This is a genomic window from Nocardia alni (genome assembly GCF_019038435.1).
In the GTDB taxonomy this organism is placed as follows: Bacteria; Actinomycetota; Actinomycetes; order Mycobacteriales; family Mycobacteriaceae; genus Nocardia; species Nocardia alni.
In genome coordinates, this window is sequence record NZ_JAGPOX010000041.1 from 36144 (window position 1) to 55704 (window position 19561).

Annotated in this window: 20 protein-coding genes; 11 read left to right on the forward strand and 9 right to left on the reverse strand. The window is 68.0% G+C overall.

What is annotated here, in order from left to right:
- The first annotated feature begins 8 nt into the window (after positions 1-8).
- Both JZ791_RS17690 and JZ791_RS17695 read left to right on the forward strand, forming a co-directional pair.
- The gene (locus JZ791_RS17690; RefSeq protein WP_216896223.1) at positions 9-632 is read left to right on the forward strand and encodes a carbonic anhydrase; all 624 of its coding nucleotides are present in this window, start codon (positions 9-11) and stop codon (positions 630-632) included.
- A 78-nt stretch (positions 633-710) separates the two neighbouring features.
- A complete protein-coding gene (locus JZ791_RS17695) occupies positions 711-1373 on the forward strand; it encodes a DUF4232 domain-containing protein (protein WP_216896225.1) in 663 nt (220 codons plus the stop codon).
- A gap of 15 nt (positions 1374-1388) precedes the next feature.
- Here the strand turns inward: JZ791_RS17695 and disA are convergent, their stop codons facing one another.
- The 3 genes from disA to JZ791_RS17710 all read right to left on the reverse strand — a co-directional run bounded on the left by disA (position 1389) and on the right by JZ791_RS17710 (position 4747).
- Positions 1389-2432: a DNA integrity scanning diadenylate cyclase DisA gene (gene disA, locus JZ791_RS17700; RefSeq protein ID WP_216896258.1), complete on the reverse strand. Its 1044-nt coding sequence runs from the start codon at positions 2430-2432 to the stop codon at positions 1389-1391.
- Positions 2433-2554: 122 nt separating this feature from the next.
- Positions 2555-3952, reverse strand: coding sequence for a DNA repair protein RadA (gene radA / locus JZ791_RS17705; RefSeq protein WP_216896227.1), 1398 nt, complete (start codon positions 3950-3952; stop codon positions 2555-2557).
- Between the two features lie 96 nt (positions 3953-4048).
- Positions 4049-4747 carry a copper chaperone PCu(A)C domain-containing protein gene (locus JZ791_RS17710; RefSeq protein ID WP_308162964.1) on the reverse strand — a complete coding sequence of 233 codons (699 nt, stop codon included), beginning with the start codon at positions 4745-4747 and terminating at the stop codon, positions 4049-4051.
- A gap of 370 nt (positions 4748-5117) precedes the next feature.
- Between JZ791_RS17710 and carD the strand changes: the two genes are divergently transcribed.
- The 6 genes from carD to JZ791_RS17740 all read left to right on the forward strand — a co-directional run bounded on the left by carD (position 5118) and on the right by JZ791_RS17740 (position 9681).
- Positions 5118-5606 carry an RNA polymerase-binding transcription factor CarD gene (gene carD / locus JZ791_RS17715; RefSeq protein ID WP_019931623.1) on the forward strand — a complete coding sequence of 163 codons (489 nt, stop codon included), beginning with the start codon at positions 5118-5120 and terminating at the stop codon, positions 5604-5606.
- 2 nt (positions 5607-5608) lie between these two features.
- Positions 5609-6352 (forward strand): 2-C-methyl-D-erythritol 4-phosphate cytidylyltransferase, encoded by a 744-nt coding sequence (gene ispD, locus JZ791_RS17720; RefSeq protein WP_438804531.1) that lies wholly within the window; start codon positions 5609-5611, stop codon positions 6350-6352.
- Positions 6353-6366: 14 nt separating this feature from the next.
- Entirely contained in the window at positions 6367-6834 is a 468-nt protein-coding gene (ispF, locus tag JZ791_RS17725; protein WP_216896261.1) for a 2-C-methyl-D-erythritol 2,4-cyclodiphosphate synthase, read from the forward strand.
- Positions 6835-6905: 71 nt separating this feature from the next.
- A complete protein-coding gene (gene cysS / locus JZ791_RS17730; RefSeq protein WP_216896229.1) occupies positions 6906-8312 on the forward strand; it encodes a cysteine--tRNA ligase in 1407 nt (468 codons plus the stop codon).
- A complete protein-coding gene (gene rlmB / locus JZ791_RS17735) occupies positions 8312-9289 on the forward strand; it encodes a 23S rRNA (guanosine(2251)-2'-O)-methyltransferase RlmB (RefSeq protein WP_216896231.1) in 978 nt (325 codons plus the stop codon). The genes cysS and rlmB overlap by 1 nt, the downstream gene beginning before the upstream one ends.
- A gap of 92 nt (positions 9290-9381) precedes the next feature.
- On the forward strand, positions 9382-9681 hold the full coding sequence (locus JZ791_RS17740; protein WP_216896262.1) for a DUF4190 domain-containing protein: 300 nt from the start codon (positions 9382-9384) through the stop codon (positions 9679-9681).
- A 6-nt stretch (positions 9682-9687) separates the two neighbouring features.
- Here the strand turns inward: JZ791_RS17740 and JZ791_RS17745 are convergent, their stop codons facing one another.
- Positions 9688-10497 carry an enoyl-CoA hydratase/isomerase family protein gene (locus tag JZ791_RS17745; protein ID WP_216896233.1) on the reverse strand — a complete coding sequence of 270 codons (810 nt, stop codon included), beginning with the start codon at positions 10495-10497 and terminating at the stop codon, positions 9688-9690.
- A 244-nt stretch (positions 10498-10741) separates the two neighbouring features.
- On the opposite strand from JZ791_RS17745, the gene JZ791_RS17750 reads away from it, so the two are divergent.
- Together JZ791_RS17750 and JZ791_RS17755 are read left to right on the forward strand one after the other, a co-directional pair.
- Complete coding sequence (locus tag JZ791_RS17750) at positions 10742-11473, forward strand: alpha/beta fold hydrolase (protein ID WP_254205879.1); 732 nt, start codon at positions 10742-10744, stop codon at positions 11471-11473.
- Positions 11474-11546: 73 nt separating this feature from the next.
- Positions 11547-12719, forward strand: a complete 1173-nt coding sequence (locus tag JZ791_RS17755) for an acyl-CoA dehydrogenase family protein (protein WP_216896237.1) — start codon at positions 11547-11549, stop codon at positions 12717-12719.
- A gap of 29 nt (positions 12720-12748) precedes the next feature.
- On the opposite strand, the gene JZ791_RS17760 is transcribed toward JZ791_RS17755, so the two are convergent.
- Entirely contained in the window at positions 12749-13660 is a 912-nt protein-coding gene (locus tag JZ791_RS17760; protein ID WP_216896239.1) for an amidohydrolase family protein, read from the reverse strand.
- Between the two features lie 231 nt (positions 13661-13891).
- On the opposite strand from JZ791_RS17760, the gene JZ791_RS17765 reads away from it, so the two are divergent.
- Positions 13892-14206 carry an antibiotic biosynthesis monooxygenase family protein gene (locus JZ791_RS17765; protein ID WP_216896240.1) on the forward strand — a complete coding sequence of 105 codons (315 nt, stop codon included), beginning with the start codon at positions 13892-13894 and terminating at the stop codon, positions 14204-14206.
- A 38-nt stretch (positions 14207-14244) separates the two neighbouring features.
- On the opposite strand, the gene JZ791_RS17770 is transcribed toward JZ791_RS17765, so the two are convergent.
- The 4 genes from JZ791_RS17770 to JZ791_RS17785 form a co-directional block, all read right to left on the reverse strand.
- The gene (locus JZ791_RS17770) at positions 14245-16947 is read right to left on the reverse strand and encodes a discoidin domain-containing protein (RefSeq protein WP_308162965.1); all 2703 of its coding nucleotides are present in this window, start codon (positions 16945-16947) and stop codon (positions 14245-14247) included.
- 184 nt (positions 16948-17131) lie between these two features.
- Positions 17132-17575 carry an OsmC family peroxiredoxin gene (locus JZ791_RS17775; RefSeq protein ID WP_216896242.1) on the reverse strand — a complete coding sequence of 148 codons (444 nt, stop codon included), beginning with the start codon at positions 17573-17575 and terminating at the stop codon, positions 17132-17134.
- A 131-nt stretch (positions 17576-17706) separates the two neighbouring features.
- Positions 17707-18624 (reverse strand): ABC-2 transporter permease, encoded by a 918-nt coding sequence (locus JZ791_RS17780; RefSeq protein ID WP_308162966.1) that lies wholly within the window; start codon positions 18622-18624, stop codon positions 17707-17709.
- The gene (locus JZ791_RS17785) at positions 18621-19532 is read right to left on the reverse strand and encodes an ABC transporter ATP-binding protein (RefSeq protein WP_216896244.1); all 912 of its coding nucleotides are present in this window, start codon (positions 19530-19532) and stop codon (positions 18621-18623) included. The genes JZ791_RS17780 and JZ791_RS17785 overlap by 4 nt, the downstream gene beginning before the upstream one ends.
- Positions 19533-19561: the final 29 nt, after the last annotated feature.

Below are 19561 nucleotides of genomic sequence, written 5' to 3' on the forward strand. Positions count from 1 at the left end.
TGGGACACATGCCTCATACCAACCCGATCAGCGCCTGGAAGGCCCTCCGCGAGGGCAACGACCGGTTCGTCAGCGGTAGCCTGCAGCACCCCGGTCAGAGCGCGGCAGACCGGGCGAAGCTCGTCAGCGGCCAGCAGCCGACCGCGATTCTGTTCGGTTGCGGTGACTCCCGGGTAGCCGCCGAGATCATCTTCGACCAAGGCCTGGGCGATATGTTCGTGGTCCGCACCGCCGGCCACGTGCTCGATGCCTCGGTGCTCGGCTCGATCGAGTACGGCGTGGACATCCTGAACGTGCCGCTGATCGTGGTCCTCGGTCACGACAGCTGTGGTGCGGTGGCCGCGACCATCAACGCCCTGGACGGCGGCGACGTCCCCGGCGGCTTCATCCGCAGCCTGGTCGAGCGGGTCACCCCCTCCATCCTGCTCGGCCGCCGCGAGGGCCTGACCGGCATCGATGAGCTCGAGGCACGCCACGTGGTGGAGACCAGCAAACTGCTCATGCAACGCTCGATGACCATCTCGCAGCGCGTGGCCACCGGCGAATGCGCCATCGCCTGCGTCACCTACAAACTCGCCGACGGACGCGCCCAACTGCACCGCTCGATCGGCAACATCGGCGAGACGGCCTAGGCTTTCGCCGGGACGACCCGGCGAACACGCCGGAGTGCTGCGACGCCGAAACCGGTGCACTAGCTTTACCTTGGTGGGGTGTTGGAACCGAACGGACCACTACCACCGGAGATCTACTGGCGTCGCCGCGCCCTGGCCATCGGCGCGATCGTGATCGCACTCGTGCTGGTGGTCTGGCTGGCCTTCGAACTGCTGCACGGCAGCGGTAAGTCCAGCTCCACGGCGGCCTCCACCTCGACGTCGGCCGCGGCGAGCAAGTCCGGGACCAGCGCGACCACCTCCGCCGCAGCCACGTCGGGTACGCCCGTGCCCGCGAATTCGGTGAACGCCGCCGCCTCCGGCGCGCCCGCCCCGTGCCCGGACCAGTCGCTGGCCATCAAGGTGACCGTCGGCAAGCCGACGTACAAGACCGGCGAGCAGCCGGTATTCGGCATCGTCATCACCAATATCTCGACCACCGCCTGCTCCCGGGACATGGGCTCGGGGCTACAACAGGTGTCGGTGCAGTCCCTCGACGGGCAGCGCCGGCTGTGGACGAGCACCGACTGCGATCAGGGCGGCCAGGCCGACGTGCGCAACCTCAACGGCGGCCAGCAGGCGGCATTCACCCTGACCTGGTCGGGGACCACCTCGCAGCCCGGCTGTGCGGGCGAGCGGGTTCCGGTTCCGCCGGGCGCGTACACCGTCTCGGCACAGTTCGGTTCGGTCCGCAGCACCCCGGAAACCTTCAACATCGCCTAGCTCGTCCGCCTCGCCCTAGACTCCGCCCGATTCGACCAAGCGCGACAGGCCCTCGCGGATTTGTCGTGCCAGCTGTGGATCGACGCCGTCCAGGGTTGCCAGTTCCTCCGCTGTGGCCGACAGGAGGGTCGACAGCGAACCGAACGCCGCGACAACCGATTCCACGCAGCGCATGGGGACGCGGGGGATCTCGGCCAGCAGGCGGTAGCCGCGGGGGTAGACCGCTGTGTCCAGTGCTTCCAGGGCGTCCGAAAAGCCCAGTGCTGGGCCGAGGTTCGCCAACTCCAGCAGGTCTACCTCCAGCAGTTCGTCCAGTTCCGCGAGTGCGGCGTCGATATGCGCGCGGTCGATCGGGTGGTCCTGTAGGTAGTCCCGCACTATCAGGCGTCGCAGTACTTCGGTCTCGCCGACCAGCTCCGCGAGCTGCAATGCCAGCTGGCGCCCGTCGACACCGAGTTCTACTACGTCGGAATCGATTTCGCGCGAGACGCGGCGGACCAGCTCCAGGCAGTGTGCGACGGACAGTACATCGCGCAGGGTCGCGAAGTCCTCCAGCTCGACGATGGACAGCTGGCGGGTGGCCTCGTCCAGCCGCGAACGGTAGCGCTCGAGGGTCCCCATCGCCTGGTTGGCTCGAGACAGGATTGCCTGGGAGGGCTGGATCACATGCCGGTAGCCCTGGAGGTAGACCGTCACGATCCCGGTCGAACTGCTCACCGACACGACCGGATGCCCGGTCTGTACGGCGGTACGCTCGGCAGCCTTGTGCCGGGTGCCCGATTCCACCGTGGGCAGCGCGGAATCGGGGACCAGATGCACATTGGCCCGGCGGATACGCTCGCCGTCGGTCGAAAGGATCACGGCGCCATCCATTTTCGACAGCTCCCGCAAACGGGTCGGGGAGAATTCGACATCCAGCTCGAAGCCGCCGTCGCAGATCCGCTCGATGGCCTCGTCGTGGCCGAGCACGATCAGGGCACCGCTGCGGGCCAGCAGTATCCGGTCGATGCCGTCGCGCAACTGCGTGCCCGGCACCATCCGCGAAACCACCTCGCGCATGGCCGCACTCGCCTGCGCCGGGACCCCCCGGGGCGATCGGAGGGTCTGTGCCTCGAGGGAATACGACTTCAAGGCGCCGATCGCAGATCTACCGAGCAGGCTGCCCATCCAACGTCCCGGATTCATCCGTCCGCCTCCGCGCGTTTACCCTTGCCCTTTGTCAGACCGCTCAGCGCAACCGCCGCGCGGACGCTGTCCACCTCGCGCACCCGCATGGTGAGCCCGGCACGATCGACACCGGGCGGCACCAGCGCCTCGGTGAACCCCAGCCGCTCGGCCTCGGCGAGGCGGCGCCCCAGCCCCGTGACCCGCCGCACCTCGCCGGCCAGGCCGACCTCCCCGAGGATCACCATGCCGCCGCGCAGCGCAGTGTCCCATACGGCGCTCGTGATGGCCAGGGCCACCGCGAGATCGGCGGCGGGTTCGGTCAGCCGCATGCCACCGACCGTGGCCGCGTAGACGTCGTGCTTGCCCAGGGAAATCGAGCACCGGCTCTGCAACACCGCCAGCACCATCGAGACCCGGTTGTAGTCCAGCCCGCTCACCGCTCGCCGGGGTGCGGGCATCGAGGTGCCGACCGTCAGCCCCTGCACCTCGCCCAGCAGCGGCCGTTTACCGTCCATCGCCACGGTGATCGCGGTGCCGGGCACCGGATCGGCGCGGTGATGCAGGAACAGTCCGGACGGATCGGGCACACAGGCGATGCCGTCGTCGTGCAGTTCGAAGCAACCCACCTCATCGGCGCTGCCGAAGCGGTTCTTCAACCCGCGCACCATGCGCAGCGTGGAGTGCTTGTCGCCCTCGAACTGCAACACCACGTCGACCAGATGTTCCAGGGTGCGCGGACCGGCCACGTTGCCATCCTTGGTGACATGCCCGACCAGCAGCACCGCGATACCGCTGGTCTTGGCCAGCGAGGTCAGCGCCGCGGTCACCGCGCGGACCTGGGTCACCCCGCCGATCACGCCCTCGGCGTCGGCGGTGAGCATGGTCTGCACCGAGTCGACCACCAGCAGCGAGGGCCGCACCTGCTCGACATGCCCGAGGATGGTGGCCAGATCCGATTCCGCGGCCAGATAGACCCGCTCGTGCACCGCGCCCGTGCGGTCGGCGCGCAGCCGCACCTGACCGGCCGACTCCTCGGCCGTCACGTACAGCGCCCGCTCCTCGCGCTGTCGCGCCCAGCGGTGCGCGACCTCGAGCAGCAGGGTGGACTTGCCAACGCCCGGCTCACCGGACAGCAGCACCACCGAACCGGGCACGACTCCGCCCCCCAGCACCCGGTCCAGTTCGCTCACGCCCGTAGACCGGGCCCGGCTGACCTGAGAGTCGATCGCGGAGATCGGCGCGGCGGCCGTCGAGGGCAGCAGCGCGCGCCGCCCGGCCGACGACACGCCCGAGGGTGCGGTCGCCGTCTCATCGATGGATCCCCACTCGCCACACCCGGGACAACGGCCGACCCATTTGGCCACCTCGTGCGAGCACGCGGAACAACGATAGAGAGATTTCACCTTGGCCACGTGCGCAGCCTAGGGATCGACTCCGACAGATTCCGCTTCCCCCGCCCGGCCGGAGGCCGTGTCACAGTGTTCGTTCACCCCTATTGACGAGAAATCTCAGCCCGCCTTGTGTGCGGAGCCGCTCGCGTCGATCGGGACGTTGACCAGGACGGTCCCCGCCTCCTTGAAGTTGAAGGTGACCGGGTAGGTCAGACCGGGGGTCAGGTCCTGGGTCAGGTTGTCGACCTCGACCAGGATCTCCTTGGCGCCGGTGGCCGTGGTGGGCTGCGCCGCGGCCGGCGCCACGCTGGAGGACGGCGCGGCCGAGGTGGTGCTCGCCGCGGCCGCACCACTGGTCGGGGTCGCGCTGCTGGTCGGGGCGGCGCTGCTGGTCGGGGCGTTCATGTGCATCGCGTCCGGGCCGGCGGCCACGACCGCCCCGCTGGCGTCGATCGTGACGGCGGACGGGGTGATCTTCACGGTGCCCAGGTCGGTGGTGATGCTGCTGAGCTGGTCGGGCTGGCCTGCGTTGTCGTTGGCCGCGGTGAACGCCAGCAGCGCCTTACCGCCCTTGGTGTTGCTGTAATCCGCGGACTGCGGCAGCAGGAATCGCACGTCACGCAGGGCGACCTGGCCCACATCGGCGGTGTTGCCGTTGACCGCGGAGACCTCGCGCGCGGTCTGTGCCTGCTGGCCCGAGCTGCAGCCGGACAGCACGAGCGCCGCGCCTGCGGCGAGGGCGGCAACTGCGACAGCGCCGCGCCGCACGACAAGGCGTGGCGCGTTGGACGCTGTAGTGGCTTTCAGGGCAGTCACGGGTTGTCCCTCCATGTCGACCGAGCTCACTCCACGATGCAGAGTAGTAGTACGGAGCGTAATAGTTGATCGGCCACGCGGATCGTCAGGCCCCCTCCGGCCGACTCGGGCAGACTCGGACCGACTGCTTGGCAGGCTCCTGACAGTCTCCGCACAGACTCCAGACGAACTCCGCTGGTGCGCATCCTTCCGGGCGCCACAGCCTCCGGGAGACCATCCGGTCGGAAGTGGTTCTGGCACAACAGGATGCACACCGGATTCGTTCTGTCAACCCCCACCACCCAGCTGTTGTGGCCCTGACCTGCGTCGTTGATCGCGCCGTTACCGATCCGCATGTTAAACTGTGAGCATCGAAAGGGGCACGGGACAGATGATTTTTAAGGTCGGAGACACCGTCGTTTACCCCCACCACGGAGCGGCGCTGATCGAAGCTATCGAGACACGCACCATCAAGGGCGTGCAGAAGGAGTACCTGGTCCTCAAGGTCGCCCAAGGCGATCTCACCGTGCGGGTTCCCGCCGAAAATGCCGAATATGTCGGCGTGCGCGATGTTGTGGGCCAGGAGGGTCTCGATCGAGTCTTCCAGGTGCTGCGGGCGCCGCACACCGAGGAGCCGACGAACTGGTCTCGCCGCTACAAGGCGAACCTGGAAAAGCTCGCCTCGGGTGATGTGAACAAGGTCGCCGAGGTCGTACGCGATCTCTGGCGGCGCGAACAGGACCGCGGCCTGTCCGCCGGCGAGAAGCGAATGCTCGCCAAGGCCCGCCAGATCCTCGTCGGTGAACTCGCCTTGGCAGAGGGCACCGACGACGTCAAGGCCGAGACCCTGCTCGACGAGGTTCTCGCAGCGGCCTCCTGACCGTGGCCGATCAGCACGACGGTAGTCGTGTTGTGGCGCTGGTGCCTGCCGCTGGTCGGGGCGTTCGCCTGGGTGAGTCCATGCCCAAGGCGTTCGTGCCGATCGGCGGCAGCTCCATGCTCACACTCGCAGTGGACGGCCTGATCGCGTCCGGGGTCGTGGACCATATCGTGATCATGGCGCCTGCCGAACTCATCGGCGAGGCGCCAGTTCTGCTCGGCATCGTCGAGACGACGGGCCCCGTGCCGGTGAGCGTGGTCTCAGGCGGCGCCGAGCGCACCGATTCCGTTCGCGCCGGAATCGCGGCCGCGCTGAACACGCCCAAGACCGTCTCCCATTTCCTGGTGCACGACGCAGCGCGCGCGTTGACCCCGCCATCGCTCATCGAGCGGGTGGTCGCCGAGCTGCGCGCCGGACAATCGGCGGTCGTGCCCGGACTGCCGGTCGCCGACACGATCAAGACGGTGGACGCGCACGGTGATGTCACCGGAACTCCCGACCGATCGGTCCTGCGTGCGATCCAGACTCCGCAGGGCTTCGAGGCGCAACTGCTGCGCGATGCCTACGCCTCGGGTCTGCACGCGACCGACGACGCCGGATTGGTCGAGCGGTTCGGCGCACACGTCCGGGTGATTCCCGGCGACCCGCTGGCATTCAAGATCACCACACCGCTGGATCTGCACCTGGCCCGCACGCTGCTCGCCGAGCGCGCCGACGCCGCACTGACCACAGGACTGCCACGATGACCGCGCCCGCCACCATGCGGGTGGGCATCGGCAGCGATGTGCACCCGATCGAACCCGGCCGTCCCTGCTGGATGGCCGGTCTGCTGTTCGAGGGCGACAGTGGCTGCGCCGGACATTCCGACGGCGACGTCGCCGCGCACGCGCTGTGCGACGCACTGCTGTCGGCCGCCGGACTGGGCGATGTGGGCGCGGTCTTCGGCACCGGGCGACCGGAATGGGCCGGCGTGTCCGGTGCGGACATGCTGCGCGAGGTCCGCCGGCTCCTGGACGAAGCGGGTTATACCGTTGCCAACGCGGCGGTTCAGGTAATTGGTAACCGGCCCAAGATCGGCCCGCGACGTAGCGAAGCGCAGCGGGTACTGGGAGAATTACTCGGAGCGCCGGTTTCGGTGTCCGGCACGACCACCGACGGTCTTGGTCTCACCGGCCGCGGCGAGGGTATTGCGGCGGTCGCGACCGCGCTGCTGTGTTGTAGTAACTGACACAAGCTTGCTGGATAACCGCGCTATACCCCGTATTTTCCGCAATTGCCCTGACAGTAGGATGGCTGGTCGTGACTCTGCGCCTTTTCGACACCGCGACGCGGACCCTGCGTGATTTCACGCCGTTGGTCCCCGGCCGAGCGTCGATCTACCTCTGTGGCGCCACCGTGCAGGGCGAACCCCATATCGGACATGTGCGCAGCGGAGTCGCCTTCGACGTGCTGCGCCGCTGGCTGCTGGCAAGCGGGCTGGACGTGGCGTTCGTGCGCAACGTCACCGATATCGACGACAAGATTCTCAACAAGGCCGCTGCCGCGGGCCGCCCGTGGTGGGAGTGGGCCGCCACGCACGAACGCGCCTTCGACCGCGCCTACGCCGCTCTCGGCGTGCTGCCCCCCTCGGTCGAGCCGCGCGCCACCGGCCACATCACCCAGATGGTCGAGATGATGCAGCGGCTGATCGACCGCGGCCACGCCTACGCCTCGGCCGGAAACGTGTACTTCGATGTGCGCAGCTTCCCCGAGTACGGCGCACTGTCCGGGCACAGGCTCGACGATGTGCACCAGGGTGAGAGCGCGGGCGCGGGCAAACGCGATCCGCGCGATTTCACGCTGTGGAAGGCCGCCAAGCCCGGCGAGCCGACCTGGCCCTCGCCGTGGGGTCCGGGCCGCCCCGGCTGGCATCTGGAATGCTCGGCGATGGCCGAGTTCTACCTCGGCGCGGAATTCGATATTCATTGCGGCGGCATGGATCTGGTGTTTCCGCACCACGAGAACGAGATCGCCCAATCCCGCGCCGCCGGTGACGGTTTCGCGCACTATTGGCTGCACAACGGCTGGGTGACCCTGGGCGGGGAAAAGATGTCCAAGTCCCTGGGCAACACCCTGGCGGTGCCGAACGTGCTGGAAACCGTTCGCGCCGTGGAACTTCGGTTCTACCTGGGCAGCGCGCACTACAGCTCGATGCTGGAGTATTCCGATCAGGCGCTGCGCGATGCCGCCAATACCTATCAGCGACTCGAGGCGTTCGTGCGGCGCTCGGCCGAGCGCCTCGGTGAGATCCCCGTCGGCAAGTGGACCGACGCCTTCGCCGAGGCGCTGGACGACAACCTCGGAATTCCCAAGGCGCTGGCCGAAATTCACCGGGTCGTGCACGAGGGCAACAAGGCGCTGGAGTCCGGCGCCACCGACGCCGCCCGCGAGTACGCAGAACAGGTTCGCGCCATGCTCGCGATCCTCGGGGTGGATCCGCTGGACCCGCACTGGGATTCGGGCACGGACACCTCGGCGGCGGGCGATGCGCTCGACGTGCTGGTGCGTGCCGAACTCGACCGCCGCCAGACCGCCCGCGCGACCAAGGACTGGGCGGAGGCCGACGCGGTGCGCGACCGACTGCACACGGCCGGGGTAGAGGTCACCGACACACCCGACGGCCCGGAATGGTCGCTGGTGTCACCCTCGACACGGAAGGCGAACTGATGGCAGGCAACTCACAGCGACGCGGCGCGATCCGCAAGGGCGGCAGCAAGAAGGGCCAGGTGGCCGGGTCCGGCGGTGTCCGGCGGCGCGGGCTCGAGGGCAAGGGCCCGACCCCGAAGGCGGTGGACCGCAGCTATCACCCCGCGGCCAAGCGGGCGGCCGCGGCGGCCAAGGCCGCGGCGAAGGGCGGCGGGCGAGCGCCCGGGAGCCGCACGGCCGGACGCCGCAGCGACGACGGCCCCGAACTGGTCCTCGGCCGCAACCCGGTGGTGGAGTGCCTGCGCGCCGGTGTTCCGGCGACAGCGCTGTTCGTGGCGGTGGGCACCGAGAACGACGAGCGCCTCACCGAATCGGTCAAACTCGCCGCCGACACCGGGATCTCGATCCTCGAGGTGCCGCGCACCGACCTGGATCGCATGAGCACCAACGGCTTACACCAGGGTGTGGCCCTGCAGGTGCCGCCGTACCGCTACGCGCATCCGGACGATCTGCTCGAATCGGCGCACAACTCCACCGAACCCGCGCTGCTGGTCGCACTGGACAACATCTCCGACCCGCGCAACCTCGGCGCGGTGATCCGCTCGGTCGCCGCGTTCGGCGGCCACGGCGTGGTGATCCCGCAGCGGCGCAGCGCCAGCGTCACGGCGGTGGCCTGGCGGACCAGCGCCGGTGCCGCAGCCCGGCTGCCGGTCGCGCGGGCGACGAATCTGACCCGCACGCTGAAGGATTGGGCGGCCAGCGGTGCGCAGATCATCGGCCTGGACGCGGGCGGCGACACCGCGCTGGACGAATTCGACGGCACCACACCGACTGTCATCGTGGTCGGCTCGGAGGGCAAGGGCCTGTCGCGGCTGGTCCGCGAGACCTGCGACTCTATCCTGAGCATCCCGATGGCCGGTCCGGTTGAATCGCTCAACGCCTCGGTGGCCGCGGGCGTCGTGCTGGCGGATATCGCTCGTCAGCGCCGCGCGCGGTAGACGGACTCGCCGAACGGCCACACGGCGGCAATCGAATACAGCGCGTCAGCCCGACCTCATGAGCGGGGCACCCGTAGACTCGTGAGGTGGCCATGCCGAACCCCTACTGGGATGACCTGCCCGAGCAGCCGATCGGGCAACCGATCGAGCACCCGCACGCGACGACGGTGCTGCTGCTCGGTGCACTGAGCGTCTTCTGTTGCGGCGCACTGGGTCCCATCGCGTGGGCCATGGGCAAGCGTGCCCTGGACCAGATCGAACGCTCCGGCGGCGCTCTCGGTGGCCGCTCCCAGGTGGTGATCGGCTACGTCCTGGGCGTTGTCGGGACGATCCTCATGGTCATCGTCGCGATCATTTACCTGATGCTCCTGGTGGGCGGGCACGGAAGATAGTGCGGCTCAGTCCAGGCTGGGTCGGCCCGTTTCGCCCGTGGTATCCCAGGCCGGCCACTCACCGGTGATACTTCCCGTCCAGCGCGGCTGGCGGCGATCCCGGAACGCGGCCATCCCCTCACCGCCGTCGATGCTCTTGGCGACGAAGGTGTTCAGCTCGGACTCCAACTGACCGACCGCCTCGGGGGTCATACCCAGCCCCTCCCACAGCAGCCGCTTGGACAGCGCGGCGGGCAGCGGCGCGGACCCACCCGCGATGTCCTGTGCGACGGACAGCGCCGTCGGCAGCACCTCGGCGGCGTGCAGGCATCCGTTCGCCAGGCCCATGGCCTTGGCCTCGTCACCGTCGAAGGTACGGCCGGTGAGCATGATGTCGGCGGCGTTGGCCATGCCGACCAGTCGCGGCAGCGTCCAGTGCGCATAGCCGTCGGCCAGCACGGCCCGGCGCACCTGGTTGAGACCGTAGACGGCGTCGCGGGCCATGTATCGCAGATCGCACTGCAACGCCAGCGCCAGACCGATACCCACGGCGTGACCGTTCACCGCCGCGATCACCGGCTTGCGCACGCGCCACGGCGGCGGGTCGATGGTGCCGCTGACATCGCCGACCCGGCTGGACAGATCGGCCCCGGCGCAGAACGCCGGTGGTGTACCGGTGATGACCACCGCGCGGATGGCGTCCTCGGCGTCGCATCTGCTCAGCGCCGCACCGAGTTCCGTCGCCATGACCGGCGTCAGCGCGTTCTGCTGAGCGGGACGGTTGAGCGTGAGCACGGCGACACCGGCGGAGACATCGACCTGGAGTTCCGAACTCATGCTGTGTACCTCATACCGCACCCTTTCGGCATGGCCGTCCGGCGCGCTACTGCCTGCTCGCCCGACCATGCAAACAACCATCCTAAGACACTGCCATGACGCGTCAGGGTGTGTCGCACCACACTTCGTCGCCATCCGACATTTCGGTATCCGTACTGGTCGCCCCGCTGGGCCGCTCATCCGTTCCAGGCGAGTCGCCTATCGTCGACAGGCGATGGTGATCTCGAATCGGACAGTGACCGAAATGGGCGGTACGGGCGTACCGATCCTGCTCCTGCACGGCCTGATGGGCAGTGGTCGGACCTGGCACGCGCAGCTGGACTGGCTGCGCGAGTTCGGACGGCCCTATACCTTCGACGCGGCCGGGCACGGCCGACCGGCGCCGCCGGAGCTGACCACGGAGGCGTTCGTGGCGGATCTGGCCGCGGCCGTAGCCTCGATCACCGAGCCGATGGTGGTGATCGGCCATTCCATGGGCGGGCTGCACGGCTGGATGTTCGCCGCGCGGTATCCCGAGCGGGTGCGCGCGCTGGTGGTCGAGGATATGGCGCCGGATTTTCGCGGCCGCACCGCACAGGACTGGGCACGGATGATCGAGGCGTGGCCGCAGCCGTTCCCGGATGAGGCCGCGATGCTCGCGTACTTCGGCCCGGTGGCCGGGCGCTATTTCTTGAACTCGTTCGCCCACGGCCCGGACGGCTACCGATTGCACGGCCCGGTGAAGACCTTCCGCGACATTTCCGAGGAATGGGGAACCCGCGACTTCTGGGCCGAATGGGAATCGGTGGGCGCGCCCGCACTCCTGCTCGAGGGCGAGCACACGATCACCCCGCCGGGGCAGATGCGCCGGATGGCCGAGGTGAATTCCCGCGCCCGGCACGTACTGATCCCGCACGCCGGGCACCTGGTCCACGACGACCGGCCCGAGGCGTATCGCACCGAGGTTTCTGCCTTTCTACGTTCGGTCCTCGCATAAGGTCGCACCTGCGCGAACATCTTTGATGGCGGGTGCCTTCAGTTACTCCGGGCGGTCGCCGTATGCTCAGCCGATGATCGACTTCTCGATTCCCGCCGACCTCGCCGCCGAACGTGATCGGGTGCGCCGGTTCGTCATCGACAAGATCGTCCCGTACGAGCGCGATCCGCGCCTGACCTCACACGGGCCGAACGACGAGTTGCGAGCCGAACTCGTCGAGCTGGCACGGGCGGAGAACCTGCTGACCGTGCAGGCTCCGACCGAGCTGGGCGGACGCGGGCTGACCCATATCGAGCAGGCCGTGCTGTACGAGGCCGCGGGCTGGTCCACCCTCGGACCGGTCGCGATGAACTGCGCCGCGCCGGACGAGGGCAATATGTTCCTGCTGTCCAGGGTCGCGAATCCCGAACAGGTGCAGCGCTATCTCATGCCGGTGATCACCGGCCGCCAGCGCTCGGTATTCGCGATGACCGAGCCGGGCGGGGCCGGATCCGATCCGGGCCAGCTGGCCACCTCCGCGAGTTTCGACGGCGAGAACTTCGTCATCAACGGCCACAAATGGCTCATCACCGGGGCGAACGGCGCCAAGACGTGGATCATCATGGCCCGGCTCGAGGCCAATCCCCATGCGCCGGAAGGGCCCACACTGTTTCTCACCGAGGGTGACACGCCGGGCATCGTCGTCGAGCGGACCATGAACACCATGGACCGCAACTACGTCGGCGGACACGGCGTGGTGCGGTTCGACAATCTCACGCTGCCGAAGGAATCCGTCCTCGGCGAAACCGGGCAGGCGCTGCGCTACGCGCAGCTGCGACTGGCCCCGGCCCGCCTGACCCACTGCATGCGCTGGCTCGGCGCGGCCGAACGGGCACACAGCATCGCGGTCGAGCACGCCCGCACCCGCACCGCCTTCGGCAGACCCATCGGTGAACACGAGGGCGTGTCGTTCATGTTGGCGGACAACGAGATCGCCCTGCACCAGTGCCGCCTGACCATCTGGCACGCCTGCTGGCTGATGGACAACGGCGACAAGGCCAGGCACGAGAGCTCGATGGCCAAATCCTATGTCTCCGAAGAGCTTTTCAAGGTCGCCGACCGCTGCGTTCAGGTACTCGGCGGCATCGGCATCAGCGACGAGACGGTCGTGGAGATGATCTTCCGCGACATGCGCGCCTTCCGCCTCTACGACGGCCCCACCGAGGTACACAAATGGGCCATCGGACGCCAGGTGCTGCGGGGGTAGACCTGTCTCGACGCGTCGAGACAGAGCCGTCACACGATGGCGGTCGGCTCCGAGGCGGGCAATGATTCTTCGGAAGGTAACGGCCACTGGAGGATTCGTCGGGCCGATCCACCCAGGATCAGGTCTCGCTCCTGCTGTGAGAGTTCGGGATCGTCCGAGACGCTGTACAGCAGATCGGCCCAGGTGTGGCCGAACATGACGGATTTGTCGCTCGCCCAGAGCAATCGGTCGGCGCCGAAAGCCTCGATCGCGCGCCGCAGGTACGGCCGGATCTCCGGATACGGGTATGTCGTTGCGCCGAAGTAGTTCTGGGCGTGGCTCCACTTCAGCGCGATGTTGGGCAGGTCCGCGAGGCGCAGCACTCGATCGAAGTAACCGGTGCTCTGCGCGGCGCGCGCCTCCTCCTGGGGGCGGCCGGCCGGAATTCCCGGAAAGCCCATACCGCAGTGGTCGACGACGAATGTCAGTCCGGGAAACTGCCGGGCGTACGGTTCCAGCAGTTCGACGTAACCCGGAATGAACAGGAATACCGGGAGACCCACGTCCTGGGCGATTTCCAGCAGCTGCGTGTACGCCCCGGTGGCGAACGCCTCCACCTCGTCGAGCGTCCAGACCGGCTGCAATCGAAAGGCGCGGGCATGCGGGGATGTGCCGACGAAGCGCATGAGACTTTCCAGTTGCGGATCGCGGCGGTCGATGCGAACCAGATAGGAGAATCGGCCGGGATGCAGGATGGCGGCCTCTTCCGCGGTCGGCCACGATACGCGCCAGGCACCGTTCTCCAGGAGGTGACCGGGCTCGAAATGAGTCGGTCCGGTGTCCCGGTAGACGCCCCAGAATTCGTCGAGCAGTACGGAGGTGATGCCGAGTGCGTCCATCGCTTCGAGCGTCGGCTCGATCATCCGGCGCCCGAGGTGCAGTTGCGCGTCGACGATATCCATACGTTTTCCTTTTCTGGCGCCACCGGTGACAACAGCTGGAAAGCACTGCCATGGCAGGGATTTCGGAGCAGCGACGCAGGACCCGCCCTCTGGTGTACGCCAGTCCGTCGCGACAGGACGATACTTCAATTCTCGTAAGGTTAGCAATGATTAATAGTGCACGAGGTTGGAATCGATCTGCCAAGTCGCGCTCGGAGTCGCGAGCCGAGGCCGCAGCGCTAGCCTGTACGCATGGCTGTTGTAAAGATCAATGCGATCGAGGTGCCCGAGGGCGCGGGACCCGAGCTGGAGAAGCGATTCGCCCATCGCGCGCACGCGGTGGACAACTCGCCCGGATTCCTCGGGTTCCAGCTGCTGCGACCGGTCTCCGGGGACAACCGGTATTTCGTGGTCACGCAGTGGGATTCGGAGGAGTCCTTCGCCGCGTGGCGGGACGGCCCGGCCAAGGAGGCGCACGCGGGCGATCCGTCGCGCAAGCCGGTGTCCTCGGGTGCGTCGCTGCTGGAGTTCGAGGTCGTGCTGGACGTGCCGGCCAAGCAGAACTGAGCTCAGCCGCCCTGTCGGCTCATCATCCCGCGGAGTCCTCAGTTCGTGCGGATGTCCAGGTCGCTGATACCGGGGCGGGCGGATGGGTCGGCGCCCCGCACGGTAACGCGCACATAGCGTGCGTACAGCGGGGTGATCAGCTCCCCATCGGCCTTCAGTGCGGCCGGGGTCCATGTCTGCTCATCGGTCGACACATCGACCGATGACAGATTCGGCGCCGGATCGGTCCACTGCGGGACGACGCGGGTGACGGCGGCGACGGCGCCCAGGTCCACGGTGAGTGCGCCTTGGGCGGAATCGGGTACCCAGGCGGTGCCCGGGTCGCCGTCGACCGCCGCCTCGGCGTAGTCGCCCGGCTGTGCGCTGTCGCTCATCGCGAGCTTGCAGCGCGCGGCATCGGCGGTGGGCGTCAGATCGGGCCGCCGGGTCGGCAGTTCCAGCGATGCGCCGGGCTCGACTCGGCGCAGTCCAGTCGCGGTCTCCACCGGCAGCGCCGCACCGGACCGCAGCGTGATCACGGTACGCCGCGGACCGATCTCGGCGTCGAATATCCTTGCTTGCCACTGTATTCCGTGCACCGCCACACCCTCGCCGAGCTGCGGCGGCAGCACCGGATCAACGCGCACTCGATCCTCGCGAAACCGCAGTCCCAGCAGGCCATTGGTGAATTCCTGCACGAAACCACCTGCGGCGGTATCGAAGTCGAATGCCGGTGACCCGGCCAGTGGATCCGTCGCGCCGGCCTTGTTGCCGCGCGCCTCGGCGAACTGTCCGAACGGCGGCCGGACGAACGGGCGCACCGACCGATCCAGATAGGCGCCGATCGAACAGCCCGGGATCCCCTGTGCCGCGGCGTCGATCTCGTGCACCGAATCGGTCATGGCGGGGCCGTCGGGATCGGTGCGCCCGGCGTAATACGCCAGGGTCTTCGCGGCCGTCTGGGGCGACATCGGCCATTCCAGCGGATATTCCAGCAGCACGGTATCGGCCTGTTTGATCTGCGATCCGCGATAGCCGTCGTACTGCTGGAAGACGTCGTTCCGCGCGTCGAACGGCATGCGCAGATGATCCGCGATCTGCGACCACTGCGGCGGCGCGGGCACACCGATCAGCCGGGCGGCCGCGGCGGCATCGCGCAGCGCGAGTGCGGCGACGCCATTGGTGTACACGCCGTCGTCGACGCCGTTGCTGTATTCGTCCGGCCCGGCGACATCGTCGATCGAATAGCTGCCGTCCGGATTCGCCTTCGCACGCGCCGCCCAGAATTCGGCCAGCGCGGACATGATCGGCCAGCTACGGCTGCGCAGATAGCCGAGATCGCCGGTGACCAGGTAGTACTGCCAGGCGGCCAGGGAGATATCGCCCTGCAGGTGGATCTGGGTCAGGCAGTGCGGCGGGGACCAGCTGTGGCATTCGGTCCACAGATCCCCGGTGTCCGCGCCCGTCCACGGATAGAACGCGCCGGGATAGCCGAGGCGCTGCGCGTTCGCGCGGGCCCCGGGCAGCGTCTTGTAGCGATATTCGACGACCGAGCGGGCCAGGTCCGGCGCGAATTGCAGCAGGGGAGGATACATCCAGATATCGGCGTCCCAGAAGATCAGGCCACCGTAGTTGTCACTGGACAGGCCGGTCGGCGAGATGCTGTTGTCCTGTTCCGGATTCGTCGCCGAGTACAGCGAATACAGCGCGCCGTGAATCCAATTCTGCATATCGGGGCGGCCGGGTACCTCGATATCGGAATCCCACAGGCCGGCCCAGACGGCCGACTGTTCGGCGAGCAGTTCGGCCCAGCCGCGCAGGAATACCCGGCGCGCGGTGTCCAGGGCCGCGCGCTGCGGATCGCGGGAGGTGAGCGAGGTGTCGACACCGACGAACTTGGTGAACTCGTAGGTGTTACCTGGCGCCACAGCGACTTTCGCGTGCTGACCGGTGGCGTCCTGTTGTACGGGCGCGTCACCGGCGTATAGCACCGCGGCCACATCGCCCACGACATTCGTTGTCCGGGTGCGGAATTCGACATCGGTAGTGTGCCCGTTCGGTGTCACGGTGGCGGTCCGATCGATGCGGCGGGCCCCGGCGAAGTCGAGCTGTCCGGTGACCGCCAGTTCCCCGCGCCAGCGCGGGGACACCGTCAGATGCACTGCGGCGGCATGCTGATCGGCCCGATCGGTCATCACGTCGTAGACCAGATCGGTGACGCGACCGTCGCGGGCGGTCCAGGTCAGCGCGGTGCGCACCAGCCCGCAACGCTGATATTCGGTCTGCCGGAAATTCGACACCTGTCCTGCGGGCGTTGCCGCGGAGTAGGTGTCACCACCGGCCTGGACCTGAAGCGTCGACCAGACGGGCAATGCCGCGGCCACCGAAAGTCCATCCGCCACAGCGGGATCGCGCGCGTACAGGCCCGCGACGAACGCGCCGTCGTAGCGCGGGGTGTACAGCGGCCACCCTGTCCGCTCCCCCGTCTGCACGTAGCCCATTCCGGCGGGCGGCACTCGCAGTCCCAGATATCCGTTGCCGACGAAGGGGTGCCTGTCGTAGGTCGCGGAATAGTCCGCCGAGGCCGGAGCCCACTGCGGCTGCACGGACGCGCTGTCCTCGGTGCACGGATACGTCTGTGCCGGTGCGCCTCGCCAGGGCCGGATCACCACCATCGCGGCGACCACGAGCACGGCGACCACGCCGACCCCGATCAGCAGCCGGGACCGGCGGCCGATCGTCGCCCACCGAGTAGACGCCACATTCGGCACACTGCCATACGCCGCGGGCTTCGGCCAGCGCCGACACAGCCATCCCCAGGAGTCACCGAGGACCGGTCACGAACAGGCCCGCGGTGGTTCATGGACCACCGCGGGCCTTGTTCGCCGCAGTCGAGCCGCGGGCATCGGCCGACTCACCTGGTCGATGCCCGCGGATCCGGGTGAATCAGGATTCGAGGGCCGCGTCCAGCTCGATGTTCTCGACCCCGGCCAATGCCTTGCTGATCGGGCATCCGGCCTTGGCGGCCTCGGCGGCCTTCAGGAAACCCGCCTCGTCCAAGCCGGTAACCTTGCCCCGCACGGTCAGCTTGATCGTGCTGATGCGGAAGCCGCCCGCCGGATCCGAATCCAGGGTCACATCGGTGTCGACGTTCAGGGCCTGCACGGTACCGCCGGCACTGCCGATCTCCGCCGAGCACGCCATCGCGAAGCAGGACGAATGCGCTGCGGCGATCAGCTCCTCCGGGCTGGTGGTGCCGTCGGCGTCGACCGCCGACCGCTTGGGGAACGACACGTCGTACGTGCCGACGCCCGAACTGACCAGCGCGACCCGCCCCGAGCCGTCCTGCAGCCCTCCGGTCCATTCGGTACGCGCGCTACGTGTTGGCATCACAGTCCTTTCACAGTGGTGATAGATCGCCGTCCGCCCCCGAACCTACTCGCAGCCGGAACGGCACACGACTCGACCGCCGACGAGAACAACCGTCGGCGGTCGACCCCTCGGCCGAATTCTCGGACGTCTCAGGCCAGGTCGCGCCGGTCCACCAACCACACCGCGGCGGCGGCGAAGACCGCGATGTAGATCGCGAGCATCAGGAACGAGGCGGGACGGGAAAGGATGTCGAGCACCCCGGGAGTCGACGCGCCGGATGCCGTGCGCATCGCGCCCGCGAGCGATCCGGCCGCGGTACCGGGCAAATGATCGGTGATCGCCCGGATCGGGGAGAAGATCGCGGCGACACCGCGCAACAGATTCTCCACCACCAGCACCCACACCAGACCCAGCCCGACCGCCAGCGCCGGGCCACGAGCGGCGACGCCGATAAGAGCACCCGCCAGCGTCCACATCCCGAGAATCACTATACCCGTGACGATTCCGAGCAACACCCGTCCCGATCCCGGCAGCGCCAGGGACTGATGCTGCACCGCGCCGATCAGTGCGGCGACTCCGGTGTCGACCACGAAGGCAGCCAATACCAACGCCACGACGACCCCCGCCAGCGCCACTATCGTTCCGCCCATCACCCGGACCCGCGAGGGCCCCTGAGTGAGCACGGTTTTCCAACTGCCCCAACCGTATCCGCTACCGGTCACCAGCGCGCCGAGCACCAGCATCAGCGCACCGCCGAACATCGCCATGCCCTGGGTGAACACGTCGGGCACGGCCGCGGGCAGCATCTGCCGCATCAGCAACGCGCGCGGCTGGCCGTCCGACATGCGCGTTGTCGCGCCGGTGGTGTAGGCGAGGTAGTTGAACAGGTAGGCGAAGACCAGATTCAGCACGATCCACGTGCTCAGGATGATCCAAAAAGCAGGCCACTTACGCAGTCGCGCGAATTCTGCTCGAGTGCAGGCGATAAGGTCACTCACGAGGCGGCTCATGACCTTGTCCTGTCGCGTAACCGAGACGGCCTCGAGTGATTTTGATGCGGTTGTCATACCGTCTCCACCTTCGTCATTTCGAAAAATACTTCCTCCAGCGACTTTTCGTCCGTGCGCAGCTCCAGCAGGTCCGCACCTGCCTCGATCACCGCACGTGCCACCGCGGGCGCGTCTGCCGCATCGACATCGACCCTGATGCCCGTGGCGGTCAGCAGCGCGCCCGCCTCACCCACCACCGCGCGCACTGCGGGAAAGGCCAGCTCCACCGGCTCGGCCCGCAGGAAAAGCGTTCCCGTGCCGCGCAATTCACGCACCGTGGACTGCGCGAGCAGACGGCCCCGCGAGATGACGCCGACGCGGTCGCAGATCTCCTGCACTTCGCTGAGCAGGTGAGAGGACAGCACGACGGTGTGCCCGTCGGCGGCAAGTTCGAGTACGAGCTCGCGCATCTCGGCCATACCGGCCGGGTCCAGTCCGTTGGTGGGTTCGTCGAGGATCAGCAGATCCGGATGGCCCAGCAGTGCGGCGCCGACGCCGAGCCGCTGCTTCATACCCAGTGAGTAGGTGCGGAAGCGGTCGTCGCCGCGAGCGGACAGGCCGACCCGGCCCAGTGCCTCCTCGACGTCGTCACGGGTGCAGCCGCGATAGCGGGCCAGGACGCGCAGGTTGTCGCGCCCCGACAGATACGGGTAGAAACCCGGCCCCTCGATCAGCACCCCGATGCGACGCAGGGCCGCCGGATCGCCGGGCCGCCGGCCCAATATCGTCGCGGTGCCGCTGGTCGCCCGGATCAGGCCGACCAGCATGCGCAGTGTGGTGGTCTTTCCGGCCCCGTTCGGACCGAGAAAGCCGTAGATCTCACCGGCGTCGACCCGCATGCTGACGGCGTCGACGGCCGTCTGGTCGCCATAGCGTTTGGTCAGCGCGTCGGTGGTCACGACCGCGACGGGTTCGGTGGTGTTCATGCCATTGAGAATCCGCCCGCGACCTCCTG

What these genes read in the sequence shown, in the direction of transcription:
- JZ791_RS17740 (WP_216896262.1), top strand. Translation starts at nt 9,382, where the DNA reads ATGCCGAACCCCTACTGGGATGACCTGCCCGAGCAGCCGATCGGGCAA.
- JZ791_RS17785 (WP_216896244.1), bottom strand. Translation starts at nt 19,532, where the DNA reads ATGAACACCACCGAACCCGTCGCGGTCGTGACCACCGACGCGCTGACC.
- JZ791_RS17750 (WP_254205879.1), top strand. Translation starts at nt 10,742, where the DNA reads ATGGGCGGTACGGGCGTACCGATCCTGCTCCTGCACGGCCTGATGGGC.
- JZ791_RS17745 (WP_216896233.1), bottom strand. Translation starts at nt 10,497, where the DNA reads ATGAGTTCGGAACTCCAGGTCGATGTCTCCGCCGGTGTCGCCGTGCTC.
- carD (WP_019931623.1), top strand. Translation starts at nt 5,118, where the DNA reads ATGATTTTTAAGGTCGGAGACACCGTCGTTTACCCCCACCACGGAGCG.
- ispF (WP_216896261.1), top strand. Translation starts at nt 6,367, where the DNA reads ATGCGGGTGGGCATCGGCAGCGATGTGCACCCGATCGAACCCGGCCGT.
- JZ791_RS17780 (WP_308162966.1), bottom strand. Translation starts at nt 18,624, where the DNA reads ATGACAACCGCATCAAAATCACTCGAGGCCGTCTCGGTTACGCGACAG.
- JZ791_RS17760 (WP_216896239.1), bottom strand. Translation starts at nt 13,660, where the DNA reads ATGGATATCGTCGACGCGCAACTGCACCTCGGGCGCCGGATGATCGAG.
- disA (WP_216896258.1), bottom strand. Translation starts at nt 2,432, where the DNA reads ATGCGCGAGGTGGTTTCGCGGATGGTGCCGGGCACGCAGTTGCGCGAC.
- JZ791_RS17755 (WP_216896237.1), top strand. Translation starts at nt 11,547, where the DNA reads ATGATCGACTTCTCGATTCCCGCCGACCTCGCCGCCGAACGTGATCGG.
- JZ791_RS17690 (WP_216896223.1), top strand. Translation starts at nt 9, where the DNA reads ATGCCTCATACCAACCCGATCAGCGCCTGGAAGGCCCTCCGCGAGGGC.
- rlmB (WP_216896231.1), top strand. Translation starts at nt 8,312, where the DNA reads ATGGCAGGCAACTCACAGCGACGCGGCGCGATCCGCAAGGGCGGCAGC.
- JZ791_RS17765 (WP_216896240.1), top strand. Translation starts at nt 13,892, where the DNA reads ATGGCTGTTGTAAAGATCAATGCGATCGAGGTGCCCGAGGGCGCGGGA.
- JZ791_RS17775 (WP_216896242.1), bottom strand. Translation starts at nt 17,575, where the DNA reads ATGCCAACACGTAGCGCGCGTACCGAATGGACCGGAGGGCTGCAGGAC.